Annotated in this window: 19 protein-coding genes and 2 pseudogenes; 5 read left to right on the top strand and 16 right to left on the bottom strand. The window is 38.5% G+C overall.

Annotated elements, in window-relative coordinates; translation table 11 throughout:
- Positions 1-34: 34 nt before the first annotated feature.
- From MHB44_RS02750 to MHB44_RS02695, 12 genes are all read right to left on the bottom strand, one after another.
- Positions 35-820 carry an enoyl-CoA hydratase gene (locus tag MHB44_RS02750; protein ID WP_341301495.1) on the bottom strand — a complete coding sequence of 262 codons (786 nt, stop codon included), beginning with the start codon at positions 818-820 and terminating at the stop codon, positions 35-37.
- A complete protein-coding gene (locus MHB44_RS02745; protein ID WP_341301494.1) occupies positions 817-1,734 on the bottom strand; it encodes a hydroxymethylglutaryl-CoA lyase in 918 nt (305 codons plus the stop codon). The genes MHB44_RS02750 and MHB44_RS02745 overlap by 4 nt, the downstream gene beginning before the upstream one ends.
- Before the next feature lie 14 nt (positions 1,735-1,748).
- Positions 1,749-1,961 (bottom strand): acetyl-CoA carboxylase biotin carboxyl carrier protein subunit, encoded by a 213-nt coding sequence (locus tag MHB44_RS02740; protein ID WP_341301493.1) that lies wholly within the window; start codon positions 1,959-1,961, stop codon positions 1,749-1,751.
- A 61-nt stretch (positions 1,962-2,022) separates the two neighbouring features.
- Complete coding sequence (locus MHB44_RS02735) at positions 2,023-3,381, bottom strand: acetyl-CoA carboxylase biotin carboxylase subunit (protein WP_341301492.1); 1,359 nt, start codon at positions 3,379-3,381, stop codon at positions 2,023-2,025.
- A gap of 15 nt (positions 3,382-3,396) precedes the next feature.
- Positions 3,397-5,031, bottom strand: coding sequence for an AMP-binding protein (locus tag MHB44_RS02730; RefSeq protein WP_341301491.1), 1,635 nt, complete (start codon positions 5,029-5,031; stop codon positions 3,397-3,399).
- A 40-nt stretch (positions 5,032-5,071) separates the two neighbouring features.
- Complete coding sequence (locus MHB44_RS02725; protein ID WP_341301490.1) at positions 5,072-6,214, bottom strand: acyl-CoA dehydrogenase; 1,143 nt, start codon at positions 6,212-6,214, stop codon at positions 5,072-5,074.
- Positions 6,215-6,337: 123 nt separating this feature from the next.
- A complete protein-coding gene (locus tag MHB44_RS02720; RefSeq protein ID WP_341301489.1) occupies positions 6,338-6,955 on the bottom strand; it encodes a TetR/AcrR family transcriptional regulator in 618 nt (205 codons plus the stop codon).
- A gap of 274 nt (positions 6,956-7,229) precedes the next feature.
- Positions 7,230-8,282 carry a hypothetical protein gene (locus MHB44_RS02715; protein WP_341301488.1) on the bottom strand — a complete coding sequence of 351 codons (1,053 nt, stop codon included), beginning with the start codon at positions 8,280-8,282 and terminating at the stop codon, positions 7,230-7,232.
- A 42-nt stretch (positions 8,283-8,324) separates the two neighbouring features.
- Positions 8,325-9,428, bottom strand: coding sequence for an o-succinylbenzoate synthase (gene menC / locus MHB44_RS02710; protein WP_053993241.1), 1,104 nt, complete (start codon positions 9,426-9,428; stop codon positions 8,325-8,327).
- Position 9,429: 1 nt separating this feature from the next.
- Positions 9,430-10,242 (bottom strand): GNAT family N-acetyltransferase, encoded by an 813-nt coding sequence (locus MHB44_RS02705; RefSeq protein WP_341301487.1) that lies wholly within the window; start codon positions 10,240-10,242, stop codon positions 9,430-9,432.
- Between the two features lie 22 nt (positions 10,243-10,264).
- Positions 10,265-11,380 carry a M20 peptidase aminoacylase family protein gene (locus MHB44_RS02700; protein WP_341301486.1) on the bottom strand — a complete coding sequence of 372 codons (1,116 nt, stop codon included), beginning with the start codon at positions 11,378-11,380 and terminating at the stop codon, positions 10,265-10,267.
- Between the two features lie 5 nt (positions 11,381-11,385).
- Positions 11,386-12,255 (bottom strand): MurR/RpiR family transcriptional regulator, encoded by an 870-nt coding sequence (locus tag MHB44_RS02695; protein ID WP_341301485.1) that lies wholly within the window; start codon positions 12,253-12,255, stop codon positions 11,386-11,388.
- Positions 12,256-12,505: 250 nt separating this feature from the next.
- Between MHB44_RS02695 and MHB44_RS02690 the strand changes: the two are divergent.
- From MHB44_RS02690 to MHB44_RS02680, 3 genes and pseudogenes are all read left to right on the top strand, one after another.
- Positions 12,506-13,606: pseudogene (locus MHB44_RS02690) on the top strand (DNA topoisomerase); the annotation flags it as partial.
- 704 nt (positions 13,607-14,310) lie between these two features.
- Entirely contained in the window at positions 14,311-16,137 is a 1,827-nt protein-coding gene (gene ltrA, locus MHB44_RS02685; protein WP_341301484.1) for a group II intron reverse transcriptase/maturase, read from the top strand.
- A gap of 103 nt (positions 16,138-16,240) precedes the next feature.
- Positions 16,241-17,329: pseudogene (locus MHB44_RS02680) on the top strand (DNA topoisomerase); the annotation flags it as partial.
- Positions 17,330-17,561: 232 nt separating this feature from the next.
- Here MHB44_RS02680 and MHB44_RS02675 read toward each other — a convergent pair.
- From MHB44_RS02675 to MHB44_RS02660, 4 genes are all read right to left on the bottom strand, one after another.
- Positions 17,562-18,314 (bottom strand): hypothetical protein, encoded by a 753-nt coding sequence (locus MHB44_RS02675; RefSeq protein WP_053993246.1) that lies wholly within the window; start codon positions 18,312-18,314, stop codon positions 17,562-17,564.
- A 1-nt stretch (position 18,315) separates the two neighbouring features.
- Positions 18,316-22,098 carry an AAA domain-containing protein gene (locus MHB44_RS02670; RefSeq protein ID WP_341301483.1) on the bottom strand — a complete coding sequence of 1,261 codons (3,783 nt, stop codon included), beginning with the start codon at positions 22,096-22,098 and terminating at the stop codon, positions 18,316-18,318.
- A 121-nt stretch (positions 22,099-22,219) separates the two neighbouring features.
- Positions 22,220-22,774: an NAD(P)H-dependent oxidoreductase gene (locus tag MHB44_RS02665; RefSeq protein ID WP_341301482.1), complete on the bottom strand. Its 555-nt coding sequence runs from the start codon at positions 22,772-22,774 to the stop codon at positions 22,220-22,222.
- Between the two features lie 128 nt (positions 22,775-22,902).
- The gene (locus MHB44_RS02660; RefSeq protein ID WP_341301481.1) at positions 22,903-23,685 is read right to left on the bottom strand and encodes an oxidoreductase; all 783 of its coding nucleotides are present in this window, start codon (positions 23,683-23,685) and stop codon (positions 22,903-22,905) included.
- 212 nt (positions 23,686-23,897) lie between these two features.
- Between MHB44_RS02660 and MHB44_RS02655 the strand changes: the two genes are divergently transcribed.
- Together MHB44_RS02655 and MHB44_RS02650 are read left to right on the top strand one after the other, a co-directional pair.
- On the top strand, positions 23,898-24,944 hold the full coding sequence (locus tag MHB44_RS02655; protein WP_341301480.1) for a CMP-N-acetylneuraminic acid synthetase: 1,047 nt from the start codon (positions 23,898-23,900) through the stop codon (positions 24,942-24,944).
- A 184-nt stretch (positions 24,945-25,128) separates the two neighbouring features.
- Positions 25,129-25,314: an SE1832 family protein gene (locus tag MHB44_RS02650; RefSeq protein WP_341301479.1), complete on the top strand. Its 186-nt coding sequence runs from the start codon at positions 25,129-25,131 to the stop codon at positions 25,312-25,314.
- Positions 25,315-25,328: the final 14 nt, after the last annotated feature.

Here is a 25,328-nt window from a genome sequence, read left to right as displayed (position 1 = left end):
CCCAATCAATTACACCGAAATCATTTTTTGTGCTTTATTTCCCTGAATATTGTGGCGATCGCTTCTCTTGAAAGGCAAGCAAGCCCTCTAATCGGTCTTCTGTTGGGATCAATGCACTATATGCAAGTGATTCAATTTTTAACCCAGTAGCTAAATCTACCTCAACACCCTGATTGATCGCAACTTTGGCTTGCACTAAAGAGAGCGGTGCATTTTTTGCCATTTCCTGTGCAAGCTGCTGTGCCTTCTCCATTACCTCATGTCCTTCATAAACATACTCGACGATGCCATAATCTTTGGCTTCTTCCGCATTTAATCTACGTGCTGTATAAATTAATTCCTTTGCTTTGCCAAGACCAATTAGACGTGGAAGTCGTTGTGTTCCCCCAGCACCGGGAATAATACCGAGCGATGTTTCCGTTAAGCCTAGCTTGACATGTGTGGTCGCAATTCGTAAATCACAAGCTAATGCCAACTCTAAGCCTCCGCCAAAGGCAACACCATTTAGCACTGCTATGACAGGCTGTGCAAGCGTTTCAACTTTTGCCACAGTAGCACCAATCAGCTGCACGATTTGCTTCACTTGGCGATCAGACATGCCCTTACGTTCTTTTAAATCAGCACCTGCGCAAAATGCCTTTTCGCCTGCACCTGTTAGAAGGACTACGCGCACTGCTGGATCTCCATTGATTTGATCAAGCGTATCAGATAGCTCACGAAGTAACTGAACTGACATAGCGTTAGCGGCTTCTGGTCTTGCAAGGGTGATCAGTCCGATACTGCTACCCTCTAGTAATTCAAAACGAACGAGTTGTGTCATCGTTGATTTGCACTCCTTTCATTGCGGACAATAGCCATTTGTTTTGATGCAACAGCTTTGCCTAATTTCTCTTCAATAAAGAGTGCTGCCTCTAGCACCTTTTGACGATCTACTCCTGTTTCAATACCCATTTCATCAAATAAATACAACATATCTTCAGTGGCTACATTACCCGATGCCCCCTTTGCATACGGGCAACCCCCTAAGCCACCAAGTGCACTATCGAATTTGGTAATACCCATTTCTAAGGATGTCATTATATTAGCAATGGCTGTTCCTCTTGTATCATGAAAATGCATGGCAAATTTTTCAGCGGGATATCTTTTTAGTAATTCCTCTAAAAGAAATTCAACCTGCGTGGGTACGCCCACACCAATTGTGTCGCCAAGTGATACTTCAGCCACACCCATCTCCAATAATTTTTCCGTTACTCGTAGCACCTTGTCAGGATGTATATACCCTTCATAGGGACAGCCAATAACCGTTGAGATATAGCCTCGAACATGTTTCTTTGCAGCCTTCGCTCCCACTACTACTTCCTCTAAAATAGGAAATGTTTCGTCAATTGTTTTATTAATATTGCTTTTGTTATGACTTTCACTAGCAGACATAAAAATACTTACTTCATCTACTTCAGCTTGTAATGCACGTTCTAAGCCATGCATATTGGGTACAAGCGCCGCGTAGGTAATATCCTTATGTCTTTTAATGTCTTGCAGAACCTCGACTGCATCTGCCAATTGAGGAATCCATTTCGGATGCACAAACGATGTCACTTCAATATAATTTAATCCTGTTTGACTCAATAAATTTACTAATTGTACTTTATCTACGGTTGAAATATGCATTTTTTCATTTTGTAAGCCATCACGGGGACCAACTTCTTTAATTATGACATGCTTAGGTAGCTGCATAAGGAGGCCTCCTCTTAGTTAATTTCTAAAATATCATCATCGACGTTAATAAAGTCCCCTTCATTGGCAATAATTTTTGTTACCACGCCATCCTCTTCTGCTGCAATCGGAATTTCCATTTTCATCGACTCTAAAATGGCTACATCTTGCCCTGCTGTCACCTGCTCGCCCTCTGCTACAACGATTTTCCATACTGTCCCTGCCATGCTTGCTTTTACTGTTGCCATAACTATCCACTCCTAATGTTTAATGATGCATTCGCACTTTCGCACAAACGCCCTTATTGTGTTATTTTGTTTCCGTTAATTGTGGTAAATAATACTGCTCGACAAATTTAGTTGTTGTATTACCCTGTAAAAACTGCTCATGTGTAACTGTTTTCAATAGCATTGGAATATTTGTTTGAATACCCTCTATGTTATATGCTTGAAGCGCTTGAATCAGTCTTTCACAGGCAAGAGCTCTTGTTTCTCCCCAAACAACCAATTTACTAATCATTGGGTCATAAAACGGTGTAACCACTGAGCCCGCTTCTACACCACATTCATGTCGAGTCCCTTCACCTGCTGGTAATGTAAGGGCTGTAATGGTACCTGGTGATGGGAAAAATGTTGAAGGATTTTCAGCATAGATCCGCACCTCTATCGCATGTCCTTCTTTAGTAATGCTTTCTTTCGTAAATGTAAGAGGTTGTTTTGCAGCTATTTTTAATTGCTCCTCTACTAAATCAAGCTTCGTAATTTCCTCTGTCACTGGATGCTCTACCTGTAATCTTGTATTCATTTCTAAAAAGTAAAAGTTTTGATCTTTATCTACCAAATATTCGATTGTTCCAGCATTAACATAGCCAATATGTTTCGCAGCCTTCACTGACGCCTCTAGCATCTTATTTCTTGTCTCTTGTGAGATGAACGGTGATGGTGCTTCTTCCACCACTTTTTGATTTCTCCGTTGAATAGAGCATTCACGTTCAAATAACGGAACAACATTGCCTTGATGATCTGCAATAATTTGCACCTCGACATGGTGAGGATTAGCAATGAACCGCTCCATATACATCGTGCCATCACCAAAGAATGATTGTGCACGCTTTTGATTGCCCTCAAAAGCTTTAGCCAGTTCCTCAGCATTTTCAACTAGCTGCATACCGATACCGCCTCCGCCTGCAGAGGCTTTTAACATAATTGGATACCCTAAACGCTCAGCAATTTCAGTCGCTTCTGCTACATCTTTTACAGGTGCTTCTACACCCTCAACAATAGGGACACCAGCAGCTTTCATTGTTTTACGTGCCTCTAATTTACTGCCCATTGAAGCGATCACATCAGCACTTGGCCCGATAAACACGAAACCTGCCTCTGTACAACGCTTCGCAAACTCTGCATTCTCTGATAGTAAACCATAGCCAGGATGGATAGCCTCTGCACCACTCTCATGTGCAATTTCAAGAATACGGTCAATATTTAAATAGCTCTGTGCAACAGGTGGCTTGCCTACACAGTAAGCCTCATCTGCATCCTTCACATGTAAGCTTTCACCATCTGCCTCTGAATAAATGGCAACCGTAGGAATAGTTAGGCGCTTGCATGTTCTGATGACACGTCTAGCAATCTCCCCACGATTTGCAATTAATACCTTTTTGAACATCTCTACTGTCCCTCCTTACTTTACGGTCATCACAAAATCTTCTCGTAATTTATATTTTTGAACTTTTCCAGATGCCGTCATCGGATAGTGATCAATAAAGAAAATATGTCGCGGAATTTTATGTCTAGAAATTTTGTTCCGACAATAATCTCGAATTTCTTGCTCTGTTGCCTGCTCGCCTTCTTTTAAAATGATCCACGCTGCCGCTTCCTCGCCATATACAGGATCAGGGACACCAGCAACCTGTACATCTGAAATTTTCGGATGTGTATAAAGGAACTCCTCAATTTCGCGAGGATATAAGTTTTCACCGCCACGAATAATCATATCCTTCAAACGGCCTGTAACACGGACATAACCGCCCTCATCCATTGTTGCTAAATCCCCTGTATGCAGCCAGCCATCGTGATCGATAGTAAGAGCTGTTTCCTCTGGATTTTTATAATAGCCCTTCATCACATGATAGCCCCTTGTACATAGCTCTCCTTGTTCATTCGTTTGAGCTTCCTCAGTTGTACCAGGAACAACAATTTTCACTTCTAAGTTGGGTAATGCTCTACCAACCGTTTCTACTTTCAACACTAACGGATCTTCCGTTCTTGTTTGCGTAATCACTGGCGATGATTCTGTTTGACCATAGCAGATTGTAATATCCTTCATGCCCATTTTCTCAATAACAGCTTTCATCACTTCAATCGGGCAGTTAGAGCCTGCCATAACCCCTGTACGCAATGTTGAAAGATCAAAAGATGAAAAGTTTGGTAAATTCAGCTCACTAATAAACATTGTTGGCACACCATGTAGTGCTGTACATCGCTCTTGCTGGACTGTTCTGAGTACCTCTTCAGGTGAAAATTCCTGCACTGGCACCATTGTTCCACCACTCGTTGTAATGGCTAATGTGCCTATAACACAACCAAAGCAATGGAAGAAGGGGACTGGGATACATAGACGATCCTCTGCTGTTAAACGCATACACTCTGCAATGTTGACGGCATTGTTGACTAAGTTAAAATGCGTTAACATTACACCCTTAGGAAAGCCTGTTGTACCAGACGTATATTGAATATTAATGACATCATCATAATGAAGGGTTTGCTCTCTTTTATCTAATTGTTCCTCAGTTACTTGCTCGGCAGCAGTTAAAACATCTGACCAATTAAGTATGCCGGGGTATTTGGTTTCACCGATTAAAATAACATTTTTTAATAAAGGTAGTCGCTTTGATTGCAAATTACCTGGTTCACAATGTTTAAGCTCTGGACATAACTCTTGCAGTGTATTGATAAAAGAATGGTCTCGATAATTTTCAATTAAAAAAATCGTTTTAGCATCAGATTGCTTCAATAGATACTCCAGCTCACTCGCACGGTAATTTGTATTTACCGTTACAATTGGAGCACCCATCTTCCCTGTACCAAATTGAAGCTGTACCCACTCAGGAACATTCGTCGTCCACACTGCGATATGGTCTCCCTTTTCAATGCCTAGAGCCATTAAACCTCTTGCTACTAGCCGAGCTTGACGATTTAGTTGCTCATAAGTCATACGTAAATTCCTATCAGTATAGACCAATGCTTCATTTTGCGGATACTTTTTAGATTGTTCATCTAGCAATTGACCAATTGTTTGATACACAAGTTCTGCCATGAAGATCCCCCTTATTTATGCTATTTAACTTAATTGATGATTAACAGCCAATTAGACGAGCAATAACGAGACGTTGAATTTCAGATGTTCCTTCACCGATTTCCATTAATTTAATATCACGTAAATGACGTTCTACATCGTATTCCTTCATATATCCAGAACCACCATGAATTTGGATTGCCTGATTACATGTACGGAAGCCCATTTCAGAAGCGTACAGCTTTGCCATAGCCGCCTCCTTAGCAAATGGTTTCTTTTGATCCTTTAACCATGCCGCCTTATGTACTAATGTACGGGCAAGCTCGATTTCCATCGCCATATCTGCTAGTTTGAATTGGATCGCTTGTAACTTTGAAATAGGTGCACCAAATTGCTCTCGTTCTTTCGCAAATTTCAATGCCTTCTCATAAGCTGCCTGTGCAATACCAACAGATAATGCTGCGATAGAAATACGACCACCATCAAGTGTACTTAAAAATTGGCTAAAGCCTCGTTTTTCATCTCCTAAAAGATTGGCTCTTGGCACACGAACATTTTGTAACACAATCTCACATGTATTGGAACCACGCACACCCATTTTGTCATAATTGCAGTTGATCGTTACACCAGGTGTGTTTGTTGGCACAATAATAGAAGAAATAATCTTTTTACCATCCTCACGTTTACCCGTTACTGCGGTAACAATAACTTGACGAGCGTAGCCTGCATTGGTAATCCAGCATTTTTCTCCATTAATGATATAGTCATCCCCATCAATCACGGCTGTTGTACGTGTGCCACCAGCATCTGACCCTGCATTTGGCTCTGTTAAACCGAATGACCCCAATGTCTCACCCTTTGCTAATGGAACTAGCCACTCCTGCTTTTGCTCCTCCGTACCGAAGTTGTAAATTGGTGAAGCTCCTAAGCTAACAGCAGCTGCATAGCTTAACCCTGTGCCTCCACATGCACGACCAATTTCTTCTACGGCTAAAGCATAGGACACCGTATCACCACCCGAACCACCATACTCTTCAGGAAATGGGATACCCAATAAGCCTAGCTCCGCCATTTTCTGAAAGCTCTCTATTCTCATTGTTGATGTCTCGTCAATCTCACGAGCATACGGTTTAATCTCTTTTTCAGCGAAATCACGCACCATGTCTCGGATCATCGCTTGCTCTTTTGTTAATTCAAAATTCATACCCAGTCCCCCTAGTGAATGTTAAATTTGCCATAGTAGATTTCGTATTATTGATTATTGCTTTAGATAATACCGACTAGTCGGTTTGTTAAAGTAAATAATAAAACCAGTGTTTTCTACTGGCTACCCCTTTATCATAAATTGCTTTGCTTCCTCGATTGCTTGCTCCGTGACAATCGCACGTAATACCATATCTGTAAAAACCTCTGTAATTTGCTCCATTGTTAATGGTCCCGATTGCTTAAACCATTTGTATGTCCAGTTAATCATTCCAACAATCGCCATAGTGACAATTGTACAAGGCAACTCCGTACGAAAAACCTTGGCTTCTTGTCCTTCTGCAATCACTTTTTGCAAAATATCACGATAATCATCTCGTTTTTTATGAATAATGGCACTATATTCATCAGATAATGAACGACTCTCCTCATAAAAAATCGTGATATGCGCTTGATACACATCAAATACCTGTGTCAGCGTTTGCAGCATAGCACATAAACGTGTAATCGGTGTATCATATCTGTCATATGCAGCCTGTGATTGTTGAATAACATATGAAATAAAAACATCATGAATTTCATATAACAGCTCATCTTTTGATCTGAAATTATGATAAAACCCACCCTTTGATGCCCCGATATGCTCCACAATGCGATCAACCGTTACATTGTGATAACCATCCTGCTGAAACAGCTCAACCGAAGCGTCTACAATTCTTTGCTTTAATGTTTTCTTTTCCATAGGCACTTATCATCCTTTGTCTGACTGAATCACTCCTTATAATTTAGAAAAATTATTTTTTCAAATTATAAAATACTATGACAATTTAAATATAGCATTCATAAAATTAGGTGTCTAGCAACAAATAGATTTTTCCTAAAATTTCGAGCATAACCTTTACATAAAGCAGTATACAAAGATTCACGAACACAATCTAACTATATGATTTATATCTTGTTTTCATCACAAAATACAAAAAAATTCCCCTCGTATTGATACAAGGGAAATTTCTTCATTATGAAACTCTCGGTAGTTTACGTAACCATGAAATGATAATAGCAACAATTAAAGCGAAACCTAAGTAACCCATTGTTGAATAGACTTTACCAACTAATGTAGTAAATCCTACTAAGCTGGCAGCAAAACCTAATAATCCAATTACTATAATGCCTACTTTAAAATATTTATGGTCTGGCGCGATAAAACGAACAGTAAATGCATAGAACATTCCCACCGCAGTATTGTACATCATGCCTAGTAAGGCAATGGACATTAGGACACCTACTATAGGGTGAATTTGTTTTGCTAATTCTAATGTTGGCATTGCTACTCCATCGACAACATTTATTTTAGCAAGCATCGCGGCATTGATTAGTACGATTAAGATACCTAGCATTAGACCGCCAAGTAGGCCTCCTCTACCAGCAATTTTACGATCTTTTACTGTTCCTCCCATCACAATTAACATTGCAGCACCTGCAGCAATATTATAGGAAACATAAAGTAACGCACCCATTAGCCAATTGGAGGATGCAGAAGGTTGTGCTTTCGCTAAAGCATTTTGCTCTGTAATGGATAAGTCCATTGTAAAAATAGAATAAATCAAAATAATAAAAATGATACCCATTAAATAAGGAGTCACCATTGCTATCAAATTAATAATATTATTAACATTCAATAGTAACGTTAGTATCGTGATAACGACCATAAAAATACTCCCTACCATTGGGTTGATGCCAAACATTTGATGAAATGTCGAGCCCGATCCAGCAAACATGACAACAGCAACACCAAACAAGAAAAACGTGATGACGATATCTAAAATAATACCAAAATAGCGTCCTCCAATATGATAGATCACCTCTTTATGTGATACCGTTTGTAGATCTGTTCCTAACTGTGCTAAACTCATTCCTAAAAATGCAAAAGCAACGGTAGCGACAATGGCACCTATCATACTGTACAAGCCAAAACTTGTAAAATACTGCATAATTTCCTGACCTGATGCAAACCCTGCACCAACAATTAAACCTACAAATGCTCCACCTATCTGCCAACTTTTTTTCATAGAACACCTACTATTCTAATATGTGAAACTCAACTCTATTTATTAATATGTTTTCTGTGCAACTGTGAAGGAATTAACCGTTTCCCTATTTATTTCATAACCAATCCCTACTTGCTGTGGTACTTCAATATAACCATCTTTTACAACTACTTCTGGTTCGATAATATCTTTTTCCCAATAACGATTAGAGCCAGCAGTATCTCCAGGTAATATAAAGTTTGACAACGTTGTTAAAGCTACATTGTGTGCACGACCAATGCCAGACTCCAACATGCCTCCGCACCATACAGGGATGCTATTGGCCTCACAATAATCGTGTATTTTTTTTGCTTCTGTTAAGCCACCTACACGGCCAATTTTTATGTTAATAATTTTTGTGCTCCCCAATTCTACAGCCTTTCGCGCATCTTCCAATGAATGAATACTTTCGTCTAAACAAATTGGTGTTTCCATTAATTTTTGCAATGAAGCATGATCGATAATGTCATCCGAAGCAAGTGGCTGCTCAATCATTGTTAACTGAAATGCATCAAGTTGTTTCAATGTTTCAGCATCTTCAAGACGGTATGCTGAATTTGCATCCGCCATAAAGGCTACGTCAGGAAATGTTTCCCGTAATGTACGCATAACTTCTAAATCCCAGCCTGGTTTTATTTTGATTTTCATGCGTTTATAGCCTTCCTTCACATAGCCATCAACTAACGCAACTAACTCCTCGATTGAATTTTGTATACCAATACTAATGCCTACTTCGATTTTATCCTTTTTACCACCAAGCGCTGCTGCTAGGGATTGCCCAGTTTGCTGCGCATATATATCCCAGATAGCTCCTTCAATCGATGATTTCGCCATATTATTTTTGCGAATCGGCTCAAATAATTTACTCACTTCATCTGGGTGATGAAGCTCTTTATTTAAAATAAGAGGAATTAGGAAATCCTCAAGCATATGCCAGTTTGTTTGAAGTGTTTCTTCATTGTACCAAGGTGAATGAAAAGCTACAGATTCTCCCCAACCAATCAATCCTGATTCATCTTTAGCCTCGAGGACCAAAAATTCTCTTTCATGAAACGTGCCAAAGCTTGTTGTAAATGGTGCTTTTAATTTCATCTTCAATTGTCGTATTGTGATTTCTGTAATTTTCATATTAATTTGTCCCTTCCAAATTTAAAGTTGCTTTTTTCACTAAAACATATTCGTTAAAGTATTCTTTTTGCTGCAATAGAACAGCGGCATACCCTGCTGAAAATAGCTGCTTTAGCAGATTTCTTGTTTTAAAACGCCAATCCAATGCTAAGCTAGGATTTTGTGCTTTTAATGCTTGAAAGTCCTTAGGAACAGGTAGCACATACGCTTCTTCTGTTAATTTTAAATTTTCAGTTATTTTTAAACATAATAAACCCTGCTTTGTAAGCTCACAGCTTGCCACTGGTATTGCATTTGCTACTTCTATTTCAGTATTGTTTACTACATAATCTGAAGTTAAATGCCAGCTTACCTCAAATCGATCTGAGGGTAGCCCTTTATTGAAGCCATCCTGCATTTCACCATAGCAATTTTCAATATAGGTGTAACAAACACCTTTTAATTTAGATAGATTAAGATAAGCATTTCGGGTTTCAAGGGGGTCAAATGTCCATATCATTAAATCATAGCCCTGCTCAATAGCAATTGCCCGCTGTTTGTACTTTAACTTTTCGCCTATACCAAGTGAGCGATAGTTTTGATCAATCCCTAACATATGGGAACATAGATAGCTTGTCCCTTCTCGAAAACCTGAAAAACCATAACTAAAACCAACTAATTTATCTTCTTGATAGGCACCTACAACGATACCCCCATTTTTCACTGCTGTAAGCGTTTGGTGGAGAGGAATAGCAGGCATCCCCCACACAGCAAACTCTAATTGCTGGACTTGTTCAAGTTCTTCAATTGTTTTTATTTCTCGAATATCTATCATAGCTATCTCTTCTTTCCATTCTTTATAATGCTCTCAAAATAGCTCTTGTAATAATATTTACACCTATTAAAAGCCGATCTTGATTAAAGGTCATTTGAGGATGGTGTAAGCCTGGAGTAACTCCACAGCCTAATCCAAGCATTGTAGCTTTAAGCTTTGGACGTTCATAAGTATAAAAATGAAAATCCTCTCCTCCTGGTGTAACAACTGGTGGAGCACAAGCCTTTTCCCCAACTACATCAGTAATAGCTGCCCTCATATGCTGTAAAGCTTCATCATTCACTATTGCTGCTACAATATGAGCATCTACCTGTAAGAAAATTTTTGCTCCATACATTGCTTCAACAGATGCTTTTACACGCTCCATACCCTCTGTAATTACTTCCATCACTTCATTTGTTTGTGCTCGTGCATCAATGCTAAATGTTGCTTTACCAGGAATAATATTTGTAGAGGTGCCTCCTGCATTAAATTGTGTCATTTTGACAGATGCAGAGATATTTGGATCCGTCCAAATCTTTTGAAGGCCTTCAACAATAGCTGCTCCAACCTCAATTACATTAATACCAAGTTCTGGCCGTGCACCATGTGTCTCTTCCCCAATAATGGTCCCTGTAAAAAGCTTTGCGGCTCCATGATACAACGCTGGTGCATACGTCCCATCCTGTAATTCCTTTAATGGTCGAACATGAACACCAAATAAATATTCTAAATCATCAATAATGCCCTTTTCGACAAATGCGTGGGCTCCTTGTGCCTTTTCCTCAGCAGGTTGAAATAAAATTCGTACAGCGCCTGAAAGTAAATGTTCCATATCCTTTAAAAGCAATGCAGTCCCAATAGCCATCGTCATATGACCATCATGCCCACAAGAATGGTTAGCTTGAAAGACACCATTAACCTCCTGCCAAAGGGCATCTATATCAGTGCGAAATCCTACTTTAGGTGTACCTTTACCAATATCAACATAAAGTCCTGTCATATCTTCAAAAAGATGTGGCTCCATGTTTGCCTCTCTCAATAAATTTGCTATATATTGTGTCGTATTGTGTTCTTGCCAACTAACTTCTGGATGTTGATGTAAATGATTAAAAATATTTGCCAGACGTGGCTGTAACTCTTGTAAAACTTGGTTCATAGTAGTCAACTCCATCGATTTGCTAAAAAGCTATTTTCGAAATCATCATATTTTACACGCTGATTTTCATAGTAGTCATGATTTTGTGCAGTCATCCCCGCTATTAAAGTATTTAAAAATGCTATGAGTGCTGGCATAGCATCTATTGTGGATACTTCTTGTTGTTGCTCGTTAACAAAGGTAATGGTTGCATATTGGGTAATAGGTGCAATTTGAGAATCAGTAATGCCAATAATCTCGCATTTTTTTTCTTGTATTTCAGCCGCAAATTGTATCGGCTCTTTAAAGTAACGATGGAACGATAAAATAATAACTACACTATCCTCATCAATCTCTTGGATCGCACGTATGACCTCACTCGTCTCAAAATTTAACAGTACTACATTTGGTCGCAAAAGATTTAATGTAAAGTGAAGCCATTGTGCTGCTAAATGGGAGGAGCCATTCCCTGCAATATATATTTTTTTCTTCTCATGTAGCAGTACGGAAGCTCGATTAAAATCCTCCTCATTAATATTGTTAGCCATATTTAAAATGCGAGATGCATCCTTTTCCATTGTCTTTACATAAAAACGTGGATTTTCAAAAAGAGCCTGTTTCGATTGTAAATAATTTTGCAAACTACTTGCATTTCCTTTATTAAATAAATGCATCGTTACCTGACGTTGCAATTGTGCATAACCAGATAAGCCCAATGCATAACAAAAGCGAATCACCGTCGTTTCACTTACTCCAGCTTTCTCTCCTACATATGAAGCTGAGTGAACGCCTACTGTCTGTAAATTTTTTAGGATGAATGTAGCTACCTTTTGCTGACTTTTGGATAACTCTTGGTATTTCTCTTGAATCAGCTGCTGGATTGTTTGATTCCCCATAAAAGAAGCACACCCTTTTTTAATTTATATTTTGAAGTATTAACTTCATTTTTATGTACATAAGATTATCATATTAATTTTCTGAATTCAATGTTTTTTCTGAAATTATAATTTCAATACTATCATGCCTCCAAGTCTGGTATGATTACTTCTTTCATCAGCATTTAATCAATTTCGTTACAGTTCAACTGCTAATGCCTCCAACCTATGCTATATTTAAAACCATGGAATAACGAAAGGGTGTTAACAAATGGCAAAAAGCATAGTAATTGCTGAAAAACCTTCTGTTGCACGTGATATTGCACGTGTGCTGAAGTGTCATAAAAAAGGAAATGGCTTCCTTGAAGGAGATCAATATATTGTTACTTGGGCACTTGGACATCTGGTAACATTAGCTGACCCTGAAAGCTATGATGTAAAATATAAAACGTGGAACTTAGAGGATTTACCAATGCTCCCAGATCGTTTAAAGTTAACGGTTATTAAACAAACGGGGAAACAATTTAATGCGGTGAAGAGTCAACTTATGCGCAATGATGTCAATAATATCATTATTGCGACAGACGCAGGTCGTGAAGGTGAACTTGTAGCACGTTGGATTATTGATAAAGTAAAGGTAAAAAAACCATTACAACGCCTATGGATTTCCTCTGTTACAGATAAGGCCATTAAAGATGGCTTTGCTAATTTAAAGCCTGGAAGAGCCTATGATAACTTATATGCTTCTGCTGTTGCTCGCTCTGAGGCAGATTGGTATATCGGCTTAAATGCTACCCGTGCCTTGACTACGCGCTTTAATGCACAGCTAAACTGTGGACGTGTACAAACACCAACAGTAGCCATTATTGCAGCGCGCGAAGATGAAATTAAAAACTTTAAAGCACAAACCTATTATGGTATTGAAGCACAAACAACAGATAACTTGAAGCTCACTTGGCAAGATCAAAATGGCAATAGTCGCAGCTTTGATAAAGAGAAGATTGATACGCTAGTGAAAAAGCTTGGAAATAGCAATGCAACTGTTGTCGATATTGAAAAAAAACCAAAAAAATCATTTGCTCCTGGCCTCTATGATTTAACAGAATTGCAGCGTGACGCCAATAAAATCTTTGGCTACTCAGCGAAGGAAACATTGAATATTATGCAAAAGCTGTATGAGCAACATAAAGTGTTAACTTATCCACGTACGGATTCTCGCTTTATTTCTCAGGATATCGTAGCGACACTACCTGAACGCTTAAAGGCATGCGGCATTGGTGAGTATCGCTCCATCGCCCATAAATTGCTGACAAAGCCAATCAAAGCAACAAAAGCATTTGTTGATGATAGCAAAGTGTCAGATCACCATGCCAGTGCGACACGTTAATCTGAAATTCCAATAGAAATATTGGTTGGGAAGATTTATTAGAAAACTGAAGAATCCTTGAGGGGAATGAAAGCCGTCATGCTGTGCTGAAACCCTCACACTAATACTCCCCTAAGCAGGGAAGAAGACTATTATGGAACTGTTTAAAGCGGGGTGAAGTCGGCGAAAGTGAACAGGAATAAAGAACTGTCACTTAGAGTAGTCGGGTGGTTGTAATATACGGTGAGAATGTACACATGTACTGACGAACTTCTGAATGTACGAGTCTATAGGTGGTTATCTTATCTGTGATGATAAGGTATTACCAATAGTGGTAAGTTAGTGGAGTTGAGTAAAATTTGGCGTTATGAAAAACTCTATACCGAGCGACAGACGGTATCAAGCTAACAGGCTCAAAGGAAGCACCTAAGTATTACGTGAACGGGAATCTTTGGAACGTGGGAAGCCAAGAACTGTATCTGTTTTACAGAAACTCATAGTCGAGGACAGTTGTAGACGAAAATCCTTCGGGTATAATAAGCTACTTTATCTTGGTGAAAGTAGTGCCACAGTACCGATGAAACTACGATAATAAGTAGTGGAGGGATAGGCACGAGTCAAATAAGAATGGATTAATAGATTCAAAACTAACTCTGTTTTTCGAGTAAGAAAGGGAAAACAATTTTCTGCAAAGGAGTTGTCCCAACAGAGTGACGAACAAGTATAGATACAATGACTATTATGATATGACAAAACTATTTGATGACTTATACAAACGGTCACAAAACAATGAGTCGTTTCAAAATTTAATGCGTATTATTTCGAGTGAAAATAATATTCGCTTAGCCTTTCGCACAATTAAAAGTAACACAGGCAGTCAAACTGCTGGCACAGATAAACTCACAATTAAAGATATTAAAGGTCAATCATTGGAATCGTATATTGAAGCAGTGCAAGAAAAACTAAAGTTTTATACACCAGACACTGTTCGACGAGTTTACATTCCGAAAGCTAATGGCAAAACACGCCCTTTAGGAATACCGACAATGATTGATAGACTTGTACAACAATGTATTAAACAAGTGTTGGAACCAATATGTGAAGCAAAATTTCACCCACATAGCTATGGTTTCCGTCCTAATCGAAGTACAAAACACGCGATTTCAAGAATGATGAGCCTCATCAATATCGGGAAGTTTTACTATACAGTTGATATTGATATTAAGGGCTTTTTCGATAACGTAAATCACACAAAGCTTATTAAACAAATGTACGCGTTAGGAATAAAGGATAGAAAATTAATTAGCATCATTAAAGCTATGTTAAAAGCTCCGATTCAAGGAGAAGGCATTCCAAACAAAGGAACACCACAAGGAGGAATTCTTTCCCCTTTACTATCTAATATCGTGTTAAACGAATTAGATTGGTGGATTTCTTCACAATGGGAAACGTTCACAACACAAAAGCAATATAAAACGTATCAAAGTCAATACAATCAACAAAAGAAAACAAACTTAAAACAAATGTATATTGTGAGATACGCAGACGATTTTAAAATTATGTGTAGAGATTATCAAAGTGCGAAAAGAATATTATGTGCGGTTAAAGACTGGCTAAAGATTCGCTTGAAATTAGATATTAGTGAGGAAAAATCAAAAATTATCAATTTGCGGAAAAACTACTCTGACTTTTTAGGGGTAAAAATTAAAGCTGTGAAAAAGGGAAAAACATTTGGAGGGTATGTGGCACAATCACATATATCAGACAAAGCACTTGAAAGAATGAAAAAGGAGATAAAAGAGCAAGTCAAAATTATCCCCGATAACATTCAATCATCCCACGTAACAAAGCTCAACAGCATGATTTTAGGATGGCATGAATATTATAGCTGTGCCACCTACTGCAATATAGATTTTGCGAAATTGGCTTTCTCACTGAAACCATATATGCACAATAAGTTAAGGCAAGTAGGAAAATTCTTAAAACCAAGTGACACCGACATGTCACCGTTATATAAGAAATTCTATGGGAAATCTGAATCAAAAACATGGAAGATTCACAATGTATGTATCTACCCAATTCATTACGTTCAGCATAAAAAAGTTATGAACTTTAGTCAAGATGTCTGTGATTATACACAAGAAGGTCGAATAAAATCTTCGAAAAGCCTAACAAGTCAAACAAGAGATGACATTATCCAATTGGCAAAGATGTATAATCCGTATGAAAGTGCTGAATACAATGATAACCGTGTTTCAAGAGCTTCCATGTCACAAATGAAATGTGAAGTAACAGGAAAGCAATTAACCATAGAAGAACTACACTGTCATCATGTACTCCCCCGAAATCAAGGTGGTACAGATGAATATAAAAACCTACGAATTGTCCATAAATTGGTGCACAAATTAATACACGCAACAACAAATGAAACGATTGAGAAATACCAAAATATCATTGAAGATAAAAAAGCCCTAAACAAGCTAAATAAACTTCGAAAACATTGTAATCTTGAACCGATTAATCTACTGACTATTTGATGGAACGCCGTATGAGGGGAAACTCTCACGTACGGTGCGGAGGAGGGGAAAACAAGTACACTTAACGGATAATGCCGAAGTGGAAAGTTACCTATTCCTATTCATTCCAACAGAGGGCTATGTGAATCTTTCAGCCTTCTCAGATAAGGAACGTAAAATTTATGATCTTGTTGTGAAACGCTTCCTTGCTGTTTTACTTCCTGCCTTTGAGTATGAACAATTAACATTGCGTGCAAAAATTGGCGATGAAAGCTTTATTGCTCGTGGCAAAACGATTTTATCATCTGGCTGGAAGGAAGTTTACGAAAATCGCTATGAGGATGAGGACACAGTAGATGACGTCAAGGAACAAATACTGCCACGCATTGATAAAGGCAATCTGTTAAAAGTAAAGCTTCTTGTGCAAACTTCTGGACAAACAAAACCACCTGCTCATTTTAATGAAGCAAGCCTATTATCAGCCATGGAAAACCCAACAAAATATATGGCAACGAATGATAAAAAACTAGCCGACACATTAAAATCCACAGGTGGTCTAGGTACAGTCGCAACACGTGCAGATATTATTGATAAGCTTTTTAATTCCTTCTTAATTGAAAAGCGTGGTGGCAAGGATATTTATATTACCTCTAAAGGTCGTCAACTACTCGATCTAGTGCCAGAGGAATTGAAATCCCCTGCCCTCACAGCAGAGTGGGAGCAAAAGCTTGAGCTTATTGCAAAAGGTAAGCTAAAAAAAGATGTCTTTATTAGTGAAATGAAAAATTATACGAAGGAAATTGTGTCGGAGATTAAGGGTAGTGATAAAAAGTATAAGCATGATAATATCTCTTCGAAATCATGTCCTGATTGCGGTAAACCGATGCTTGAAGTGAATGGCAAGAAAGGAAAAATGCTTGTCTGCCAAGATCGAGAATGTGGTCACCGTAAAAATGTCTCACGTACTACAAATGCACGTTGTCCACAATGTCATAAAAAATTAGAGCTTCGTGGAGAAGGCGATGGTCAAATTTTTGTTTGTAAATGTGGCTATCGTGAAAAATTATCTGCCTTTGAAGCAAGACGCAAAAAAGAAGGCGGAGGCAAGGTTGATAAACGCTCCGTACAAAAATATTTAAAGCAACAAAAAAACGAAGAGCCAGTGAACAACGCTCTTGCGGAGGCTTTAAAAGGGTTAAAATTTGATGAATAAGAAAAAGGGTGTCTCAATAATCATTTGAGACGCCCTTTTTACATACCTTGAATTAATAAATTACTCTAAGGAAGGTTTTTTTATGGAAGCAAAAAATTTTAGACCGCGAAATATTATTTTGATGACCATTGTTGTTGCTGCCTCTGTGTCAATTGGTCAAGCCATTTATGTGATGTTTATCAATGTGCCATTCCCATAACAGCCGGTTATTACCTAACTTTTCAAATTCACTTTATAAATACTGCTCACGCCACTGCAATTGTTCTTTGTCAGTAAGCTGCTGCTCAAGCTGTTTATCCCATTGATTCCACAATGTATTCCACACGCGCACATAGACCATATCCTGCTCCTGATTGTAAAGCACAAACTCTAAGCATGGACTATCATTAATTTGCTTGGCCTCTACTTGCTCAATAGCAGCAATGATTTTTTGAGAAGTGCCTGCTGTCTCATCTGTTTCTTCCTGTAATGCTGTGATAATCAACGATTCTTCAAACTGTTCTTGCTGCTCAGCCTCTTGGTCAACATAACGGTAGAGCTGTGGCAGGTCATCATATTCCTCAATATCCTCTGTTTTTATAGAAAGAAATGATTGATGGCAGGGGCTAAAATAAAGGGTAGCTGTTTCAATATCTAGCTCCTCCTCAAAAATGCCCTGTTCTAGCTGCTGCTGCCCTTTAGTCGTTATCCGATAAAAGCCAGCCTCATGTTGCACTAAGTTGACTCGTATCATTAAGGATACTAAATCCTCGATAAATAATGGATCTACTAATAATAGTTCACTTAATTCCTGTGTGCTTGCAAAATCGGCTTCCTTGATGCTTAGCAGCAGCATTGTCATTAAAACATCCATTGTTGAACGACGCATAGGCTTATAAGCTACATCGACAGTTCGAATAGGAATACACCATTCTGCCGTTTTAATAATTTTGATATTACGATTTTGCTGCAGCTCACGCATTAGTCGTTGCTGTAATTTTGACAATTTACATCACCAATCCTTTATGATTACGTAAGCCATCGTAGGATTTTACGGTATTTAATAAATTCGTATACATATCTCTTGTCTCTTGATGTTTCGCACGTTTTGTAAACATGTCGGCACTTCCTACAAGCAGTAATAACTCACGGGCACGGGAGAGCGCAACATTTAAGCGGCGATAATCTCTTGCAAAGCCAATATCGCCGCCCTTTGCTGTATTACGAACCATACTCACTAGGATCACATCCATTTCCATCCCTTGGAATTTGTCGACAGTGCCTGTTCTAAATTGTAGATGTGGTAATTGTAATTCCTGCTGTAGCAGACGATTGATTCTCTTCACCTGCTCACCATAGAAACTAATGACACCAATACTTTTCTGGGCATCCTGTGGTATACGTCCTGCCTCTTTTGCTGCTTTAACAGCATCATTTAAGTCCAGCAGAATATGACGAATTGTTTGTAATTCCCCTTCATTATAGCGACTTGTTCCACCCTTTACCTGCTCCTCTAAATAAGGCTTTTCGGTTGGTATATCAATCCAGAGTAAATGGTCATTACGCTTGATAAAATTCCCCTCTAAGCCATGATCTCGCGCTGCATCTGAATCTGCTAAGCCACACTGCAAGCCATTTTCCTCTTTCGCATAAAATGGTGTAATGCTTTGCATAATTTTCTCATGCATACGATATTGCAGTGCAAGCATTTGCTTATGTGTTGATGGCAAATTATTAAATAGGCGCTCAAATAACGATTCACGTAATAAATTTTTTAATTCCTGTGCGCCTTCAAAATTTGGATTTTCCTCCAGCATCGCCTTTAATGTTTCCTCCAATGTATCATCCCCAAGTAATGGTGGTAGCTGATGATGGTCACCTACTAAAATAACTTTTTTCCCTTTAAGCATTGGTAATAGCAATTCAGGCGGTGTTGCCTTTGATACCTCATCAATAATCACTACATCAAAGGTAGGATAATTTTCCATAAATTCCTTACTTGCAGAGGCTACACATGTTGTTCCAATCACATTTGCATGACGCACATATAGTTTTCGGATTTCATCCAAATCATACTCTGTTGCATTTTGTAGCTTTTCACGCCACTGCTCCTGCAATTTTTGGCGAAGTGGTAGCTGTTGTTCCTTGCGCTGTAACGCTTCAATAGTTTGATTAGCTACTTTCATCGCTTCTACAACCTCCTCAGCCGTGCGTTCCGGTGTTGATTGTAAAAGCTTTGTATAGGCTGTTAATTGCTTTTCCTTTTTTAACCCTGCAATATTAATATCCTTTATACGCTCTTCTATTTGCGTTAGATGCTGTTCGACTTCCTGTAAGCTTGTTTGCACAGTCTGGAGAGATGCTTGCTTTGGAACTAATTGCACTTTTGCTTGTTCTACTGCCTCAAACTGCTGCTGTACTTGCTGTAGCGATTCTTGCTCCTGTACTATTACTATTTTTAAATACTCAGCGGATTCTTCTGGTCCTTCTTCCAGCTGTAAGGTGCTTGCTAGCTGCTTTAGCCGCTCTGTATGCTGTAAAAATGGCTGTAGCTGACGCTGTAAACTTTGCACATCAAAGCTTGTGATAGCACATTCCTGATGAATAAAGCTTGCCATATTTTTACGAAACGACTCAAACTCTTGGTCTTTATGTGCTTGCTGTTGCTGCAATGCTAGCCCTTTTTGCCACACAAAATCGCGGCGCATATAGAGCCCCAGCAAATAGCTTTCTAGCTCCTCTACTGTTGGCGTTTGTCCCTCTTGAAACGCCTTGTTTAACTGTGCAAAAACACCTGTAAGATTTTGCAAAGAAAACGATTGTACTGGCTGTAGCCTGCTTTTGGCAAAAGCTCGCTCCTTTACTTCATCTGTTGCGAATGCCTCTAGCTTTGCAATAGCTTTTTGTAAGCGTGTATTAATAGTAGACCAAGCCTCTAAATCTTTTGCATCCTCTAAATGCTGTAAGCGATTAATTTGCTGTGATAGTACATGGTTAGGACGAATTTGATAATGCTGTAAAAATCGTTGAATGCGTTCAAAGGCTGTTAATGTTTGGATATATTTTTGCGCTTCCTTCATTGTAGCTAAACGTTGGCTTTCTGTATCATATTTAAGCTGTATATCCTGAAATTGCTCGATTAGCTGCTGCTTTTGCTCCTGCAATTCCTTATATTGAATAGCTGCTTTTAGTTGCTCGATTTTTTGTATGGTTTCCTGAATGGTCTGCTGTAGCTCCTCTAGTGAAGGATTGTCAGCAAGTGTTTGTGTAAGCTGCTGGACTAGAGGCTCAATTTGTGCAAGCTGTTTATCATAATGCTCTTTTTGTGCTTCATATGTTTGCTGCTCAGCTTTAGCAGCCTTCAATTCTTTTTTTAATGCTTGAATTTCCTGCTGTAAAATAGGCTCCTCAATGACTGCCTGCTCTTTTGCAGCGATTTCCTGTGTTAGTGCTTCCAGCCATTTTTCCAATTTGGCTAGCTCATCTTGTGCTTTGCTAAGATTTGCTTTTAATTCTCGTTCACGTTCAGGAAATGTCGTAATGGCCTCTTCAATGACCGCAAGTGTTTGCTCACGCCAATACAAAGCTACATTTTCCTCGATAAACTTTTTACCTTCCTCCTCAATACTTTCTGTTCTACCATACCGTAAAATTCGGATGTCTTGATTGGATAATAATCGTCCTAAGGCATTATCTACTGCTAAGTTGGACTGCGAGGCAACAAGTGTTTTTAAACCAGCCTTCACATTTTGCTGACAGATTTCTGAAATCACCGTTGTTTTTCCTGTACCTGGTGGACCTTGTATCACATATAAATCCTCAACAGATAATGCCCCTAAAACCGCTCGACGCTGATATTCGTTTAAGATATTATGAAATTCAATATCCTGCTGTAGCTTGGATGCTCGTACTGTTGGGCGTTTTTCAAATAAAATTGTCTCTAAATGAGGATTAACTGCCTCACCCTTTTCCAGCTTTGTAAAGCCATTGCGCAATCTTCTAATTTGACTCAGCGTCGCAAAATTACTAAAGCTTGCTTGTTTTGAACGAAGATTAAGCTGATCCTTGCGTGCCAAATCCTGTATAAAGGGCTTTACATCAATTTCAACCGTTTGCTTGTTAGCAGTAGCCTTTAAAACTTGTCCAATCTCACTGCGCATGCCTTGAATACTGACACTGAGCCCTTCTAACTGCTTCCATTCCTTGCTCTTTATGTAGGGACAAACAATTGTTAAGCGTGTAAAATCTTCGTTGAAGTAGCTTTGTTTAAATTCTGTATGAATGTCATCTATCGTGGCATCACGTTCTTGAATTTTCAAATAGCCTTCCCAGCTCGCTATCCGTTTTTTTACATACTCTGTACGTTCCTCTGCGATGGGTAATTGTCTTATTGTCGTATGCAGCTCAAGCGGAATACCTGCTCCGTTATTCGGTCTTGTAATAAATTGCAATGCGGCTGCTAGTCGGCGATTTGTATGAATAGGACCACGCATATGAACAAAGCGGATATTTGTTGCTAGCAATCCCTCAACCTTGAGGACGCAATCCATAATCACGGTTTTCCCTGCAAGAACGTCGTGTAGTCTTTCATTATCTTCAGCATTAAAATAAATAGATAAAAATATTTCACCCGCTGTTTTGGCTTTTCTTTTTTCAATATAAACTGTAAAAGCATGTTGCAACGTAAAAAAGGCATGCTCATTTGCTGAGCATTCCCCTACTGCCTCCTTCGCCTTATTGGTCAAAATAAGGCTACAGCGTTGCTTTTCTAGTAAGGCGATGTCCTGCAATGAGCAGCCCTCCTTTCCGTGTCACTAAAGTTTTATTTTATCATATTTTTTTAAAATATTTATAATGAAAAAACCCCTGTACAGTGATTTCCTACCACTGTCCAAGGGCGTAAAATTCATATTAATGCTGATCAATCGTTTCCTTTGGCAAATTTTTGCTCATTTCGCAATATTGCACAAAGACACGTGCTAATTCACGTAAACGATTATGAACATCCTCGTCTATAATAGTATTGTTTGTGTCAAAATGCGATGTATGTGTGTATACATAGTTTGGTGTTACAAGGGCGCGGAAATAATCTAAAATAGGCTTTAGCTGATTTTCTACTACAAGGTGATGCTGGTATGTGCCACCATTTGCCACAATGGATACTGGCTTATAGCGCATTGTTTTAGGATGCAAGAAATCAAACGCATTCTTTAAAACACCAGGAATGGATGCTTGGAAAATCGGTGTTGCGATAATATATGCGTCCGCTTCCTCAAATTGCTGGATCATTTTTTTCATATCATCATTCAATGGTGAACCATCTACAATTTGATGCTTATATTGACTAAAATGCATCATTTCTAATTCAAAACTAGCATTTAGTTCTTTAATGTATTGCTCCACTTGCTCTAAAATAGCACCTGTTTTACGGCCAAACATTGTGCCATCAACGAGTAAAATTTTCATTTTTACTTTGCCTCCACATTCATCTTCTACAAGAATATTGTAACAAATGTCACGTAGCTCGAAAAGAATTGCAGTGATGAAAGGAAGAAATTCAGTCTTTAGACGGAATGCGCCAAAAAGTTGCTATATTATTTTTGTTCCTGATCATGACGGTGAAAATGAACTTCCTTATCTATAACTGTATCCGATAATTTGTGTTTATCCCAATTAAATAACGCCTCTCTCGAAACATCTTCCTCTACTATTTCAGGATAGTCTAATTTTGCTAGCTGATGTGATTTATAAATAGTAACAGGCTGCTGTTTTTCATATAAAGCGATAATAATCATCGCCTTTGCCACTTGTGAGGCCTCAATGGCTCTAGCAGCTTTAAAGGGACCTATTAATAAAGGTTGGGCAAGCTTTAATACGTGCTCTCCTGCCTTTTCCCCTAAGCGAAATTCCTTACGCTGCCCTACTAGTAATGATGGGCGAATAATCGAAAGTCTTTGTAAGCCGAGCTCTATTAAATCTTGCTCAAGCTTTCCTTTCACTCGATTATAGTAAAAAGGTGAGTTTTCCTTCGCTCCCATTGAGGTGATGACAAGAAAATGAGGAATTCCGCGTTTTTTTGCTAAAGAAGCAATTGCTAATGGATATTCAAAATCAACCTTTTCAAACATCTCACGAGAGCCTGCCTTTTTAATCGTTGTACCTAAGCAGCAATATAGTTCATGTGCAAATTCAATATCTTGTTCCTCTAATCGATCAAAATCTCGAATTTTTATTTCTAGCTTTGGATGCGTAAAGATTGGCTTCTTTCGTACAATAACCGTTACTGACACATATTCATCATTTTCGCATAATTGCTCCACAAGCGAAGCACCCGTTAAGCCAGTTGCCCCGACAACAATTGCTGCACGCATACCCATTGCTCATCCCTCCCTCTGTTAAAGCTGTATAGTGTATGTATTTCTAGCCTCAATCTATATATCGACCATTTTTTATGCTTCAAAAGTTAATTCTTGCATCTTCACTGCTAGAGATTTTTCTACCTAACATCATTTATCAAATGCTAAATTTTACACATACTTGCTCTTTCTTCGCCATAATTTAAAGAGACAGAGGAAAGGATGGGATACATTTGCAAAACGAAACACAGGCAACAGAACCAAAAAAAACAATTGTTTTCATCATTGAAAGCTGTATTGATAAAGGGCTGTATCCTTTTGAACGGGTTTCAACATTAGCAAAGCTACTTACACATGAGAAAGTTGTTATATTTGTCAAAAGCCCTTCAAATGACGGGATGCCAATTTTAATACATGCAGGACTATCTCCTATTGTATTTAATCATTTTAACGAGCTACCCCAGCAAATGAAAGAAATTCAGCCTGATTTAATTATAAGAGACGGACGTAACTCTGAGAGCTGGCAAGTACAGAGCCTACGACCATACTGTAAAACTATTATTCATTTTGACGATTTTGGTGAGGGTGGTCAAGCCTGTGATTGTGTACTGCTAGCTCTCTATCAAGAAGTGAAAGATTATTTACCCTCTCATTATATTGGTGGAAGCTTTGTTTTCGCACTTCCAGAAATCTATCAACAATTTAACAGTATACCTGATCGTAAATCACCTGAGGACCCTCCCCATATCATCGTTGCTTTTGAGGATGGGGACGAGCATAATTTAACCTATCGAACACTTCGACATTTAACACAGCTACAAATTCCACTACAAATTACAGTAATGATTGACGATAGCTATCAACATGCAACAGAAGATTTACAAATGATGGTGCTAAGTCGCCGCAATACAGCTATTGTTCGTGATAAAAACGCGCTCCTACAGCTCTTACCAAAAGCAGATGTGATTATTTGTAATGCTAATTATACGCCTTACAAAATCGCCTCCTATGGTGTGCCATGCATTACACTTGCACAATCTGAAGCGGAGCTATTACATGCCTTCCCACGTGAGCAAAACGGTTTTATTCATTTGGGACTTGGTCGCAAAATGAAGCAATCGCAAATACAAAACGCTGTGATGGAGCTACTTTTACATGAAGCACGAAGCGAAAGAGCTATTAGAAAGCAAAGACAATTAAATCTTGCTAATAACAATGAAACGCTTCAAACACTACTGTTAGACTTTGCATATGATCGACACAATATCGCCTCTACTTAGTGCTACTTTAAAGATGATTATGATACAATATATAAGAATTTTTTACTTTTTGCCTCTCTAAGGAAAGTCAAAAATAATGAGTACTTGATTGATGTTGATGATTAAGCGGTGAGGGATTTGACAAGCCCTCATCGCTTTTGCACGCATTCGTTATACAAATATTCTTACTAAAGGAGTTATAATTATGCCAACAAAAAGTGATATTGAATACCAAATTCGAGAGTTAAAAATGGACTATATTAATTTACAAGGTGATATTGAAAAATTAGAGTCTACAGGACATAACGATCAGGTAGCAAAAGCAGAAGAGCGTCTTGCAAACATGGAAGCTAAGCTAGCGGAGCTCAATAAACAATTAGCAGAGCTTTAGAATATGAACATAAG

This window comes from Lysinibacillus sp. FSL H8-0500 (genome assembly GCF_038051955.1).
GTDB lineage: Bacteria > Bacillota > Bacilli > Bacillales_A > Planococcaceae > Lysinibacillus > Lysinibacillus macroides.
This window is presented reverse-complemented; position numbering and strand designations above follow the sequence as displayed.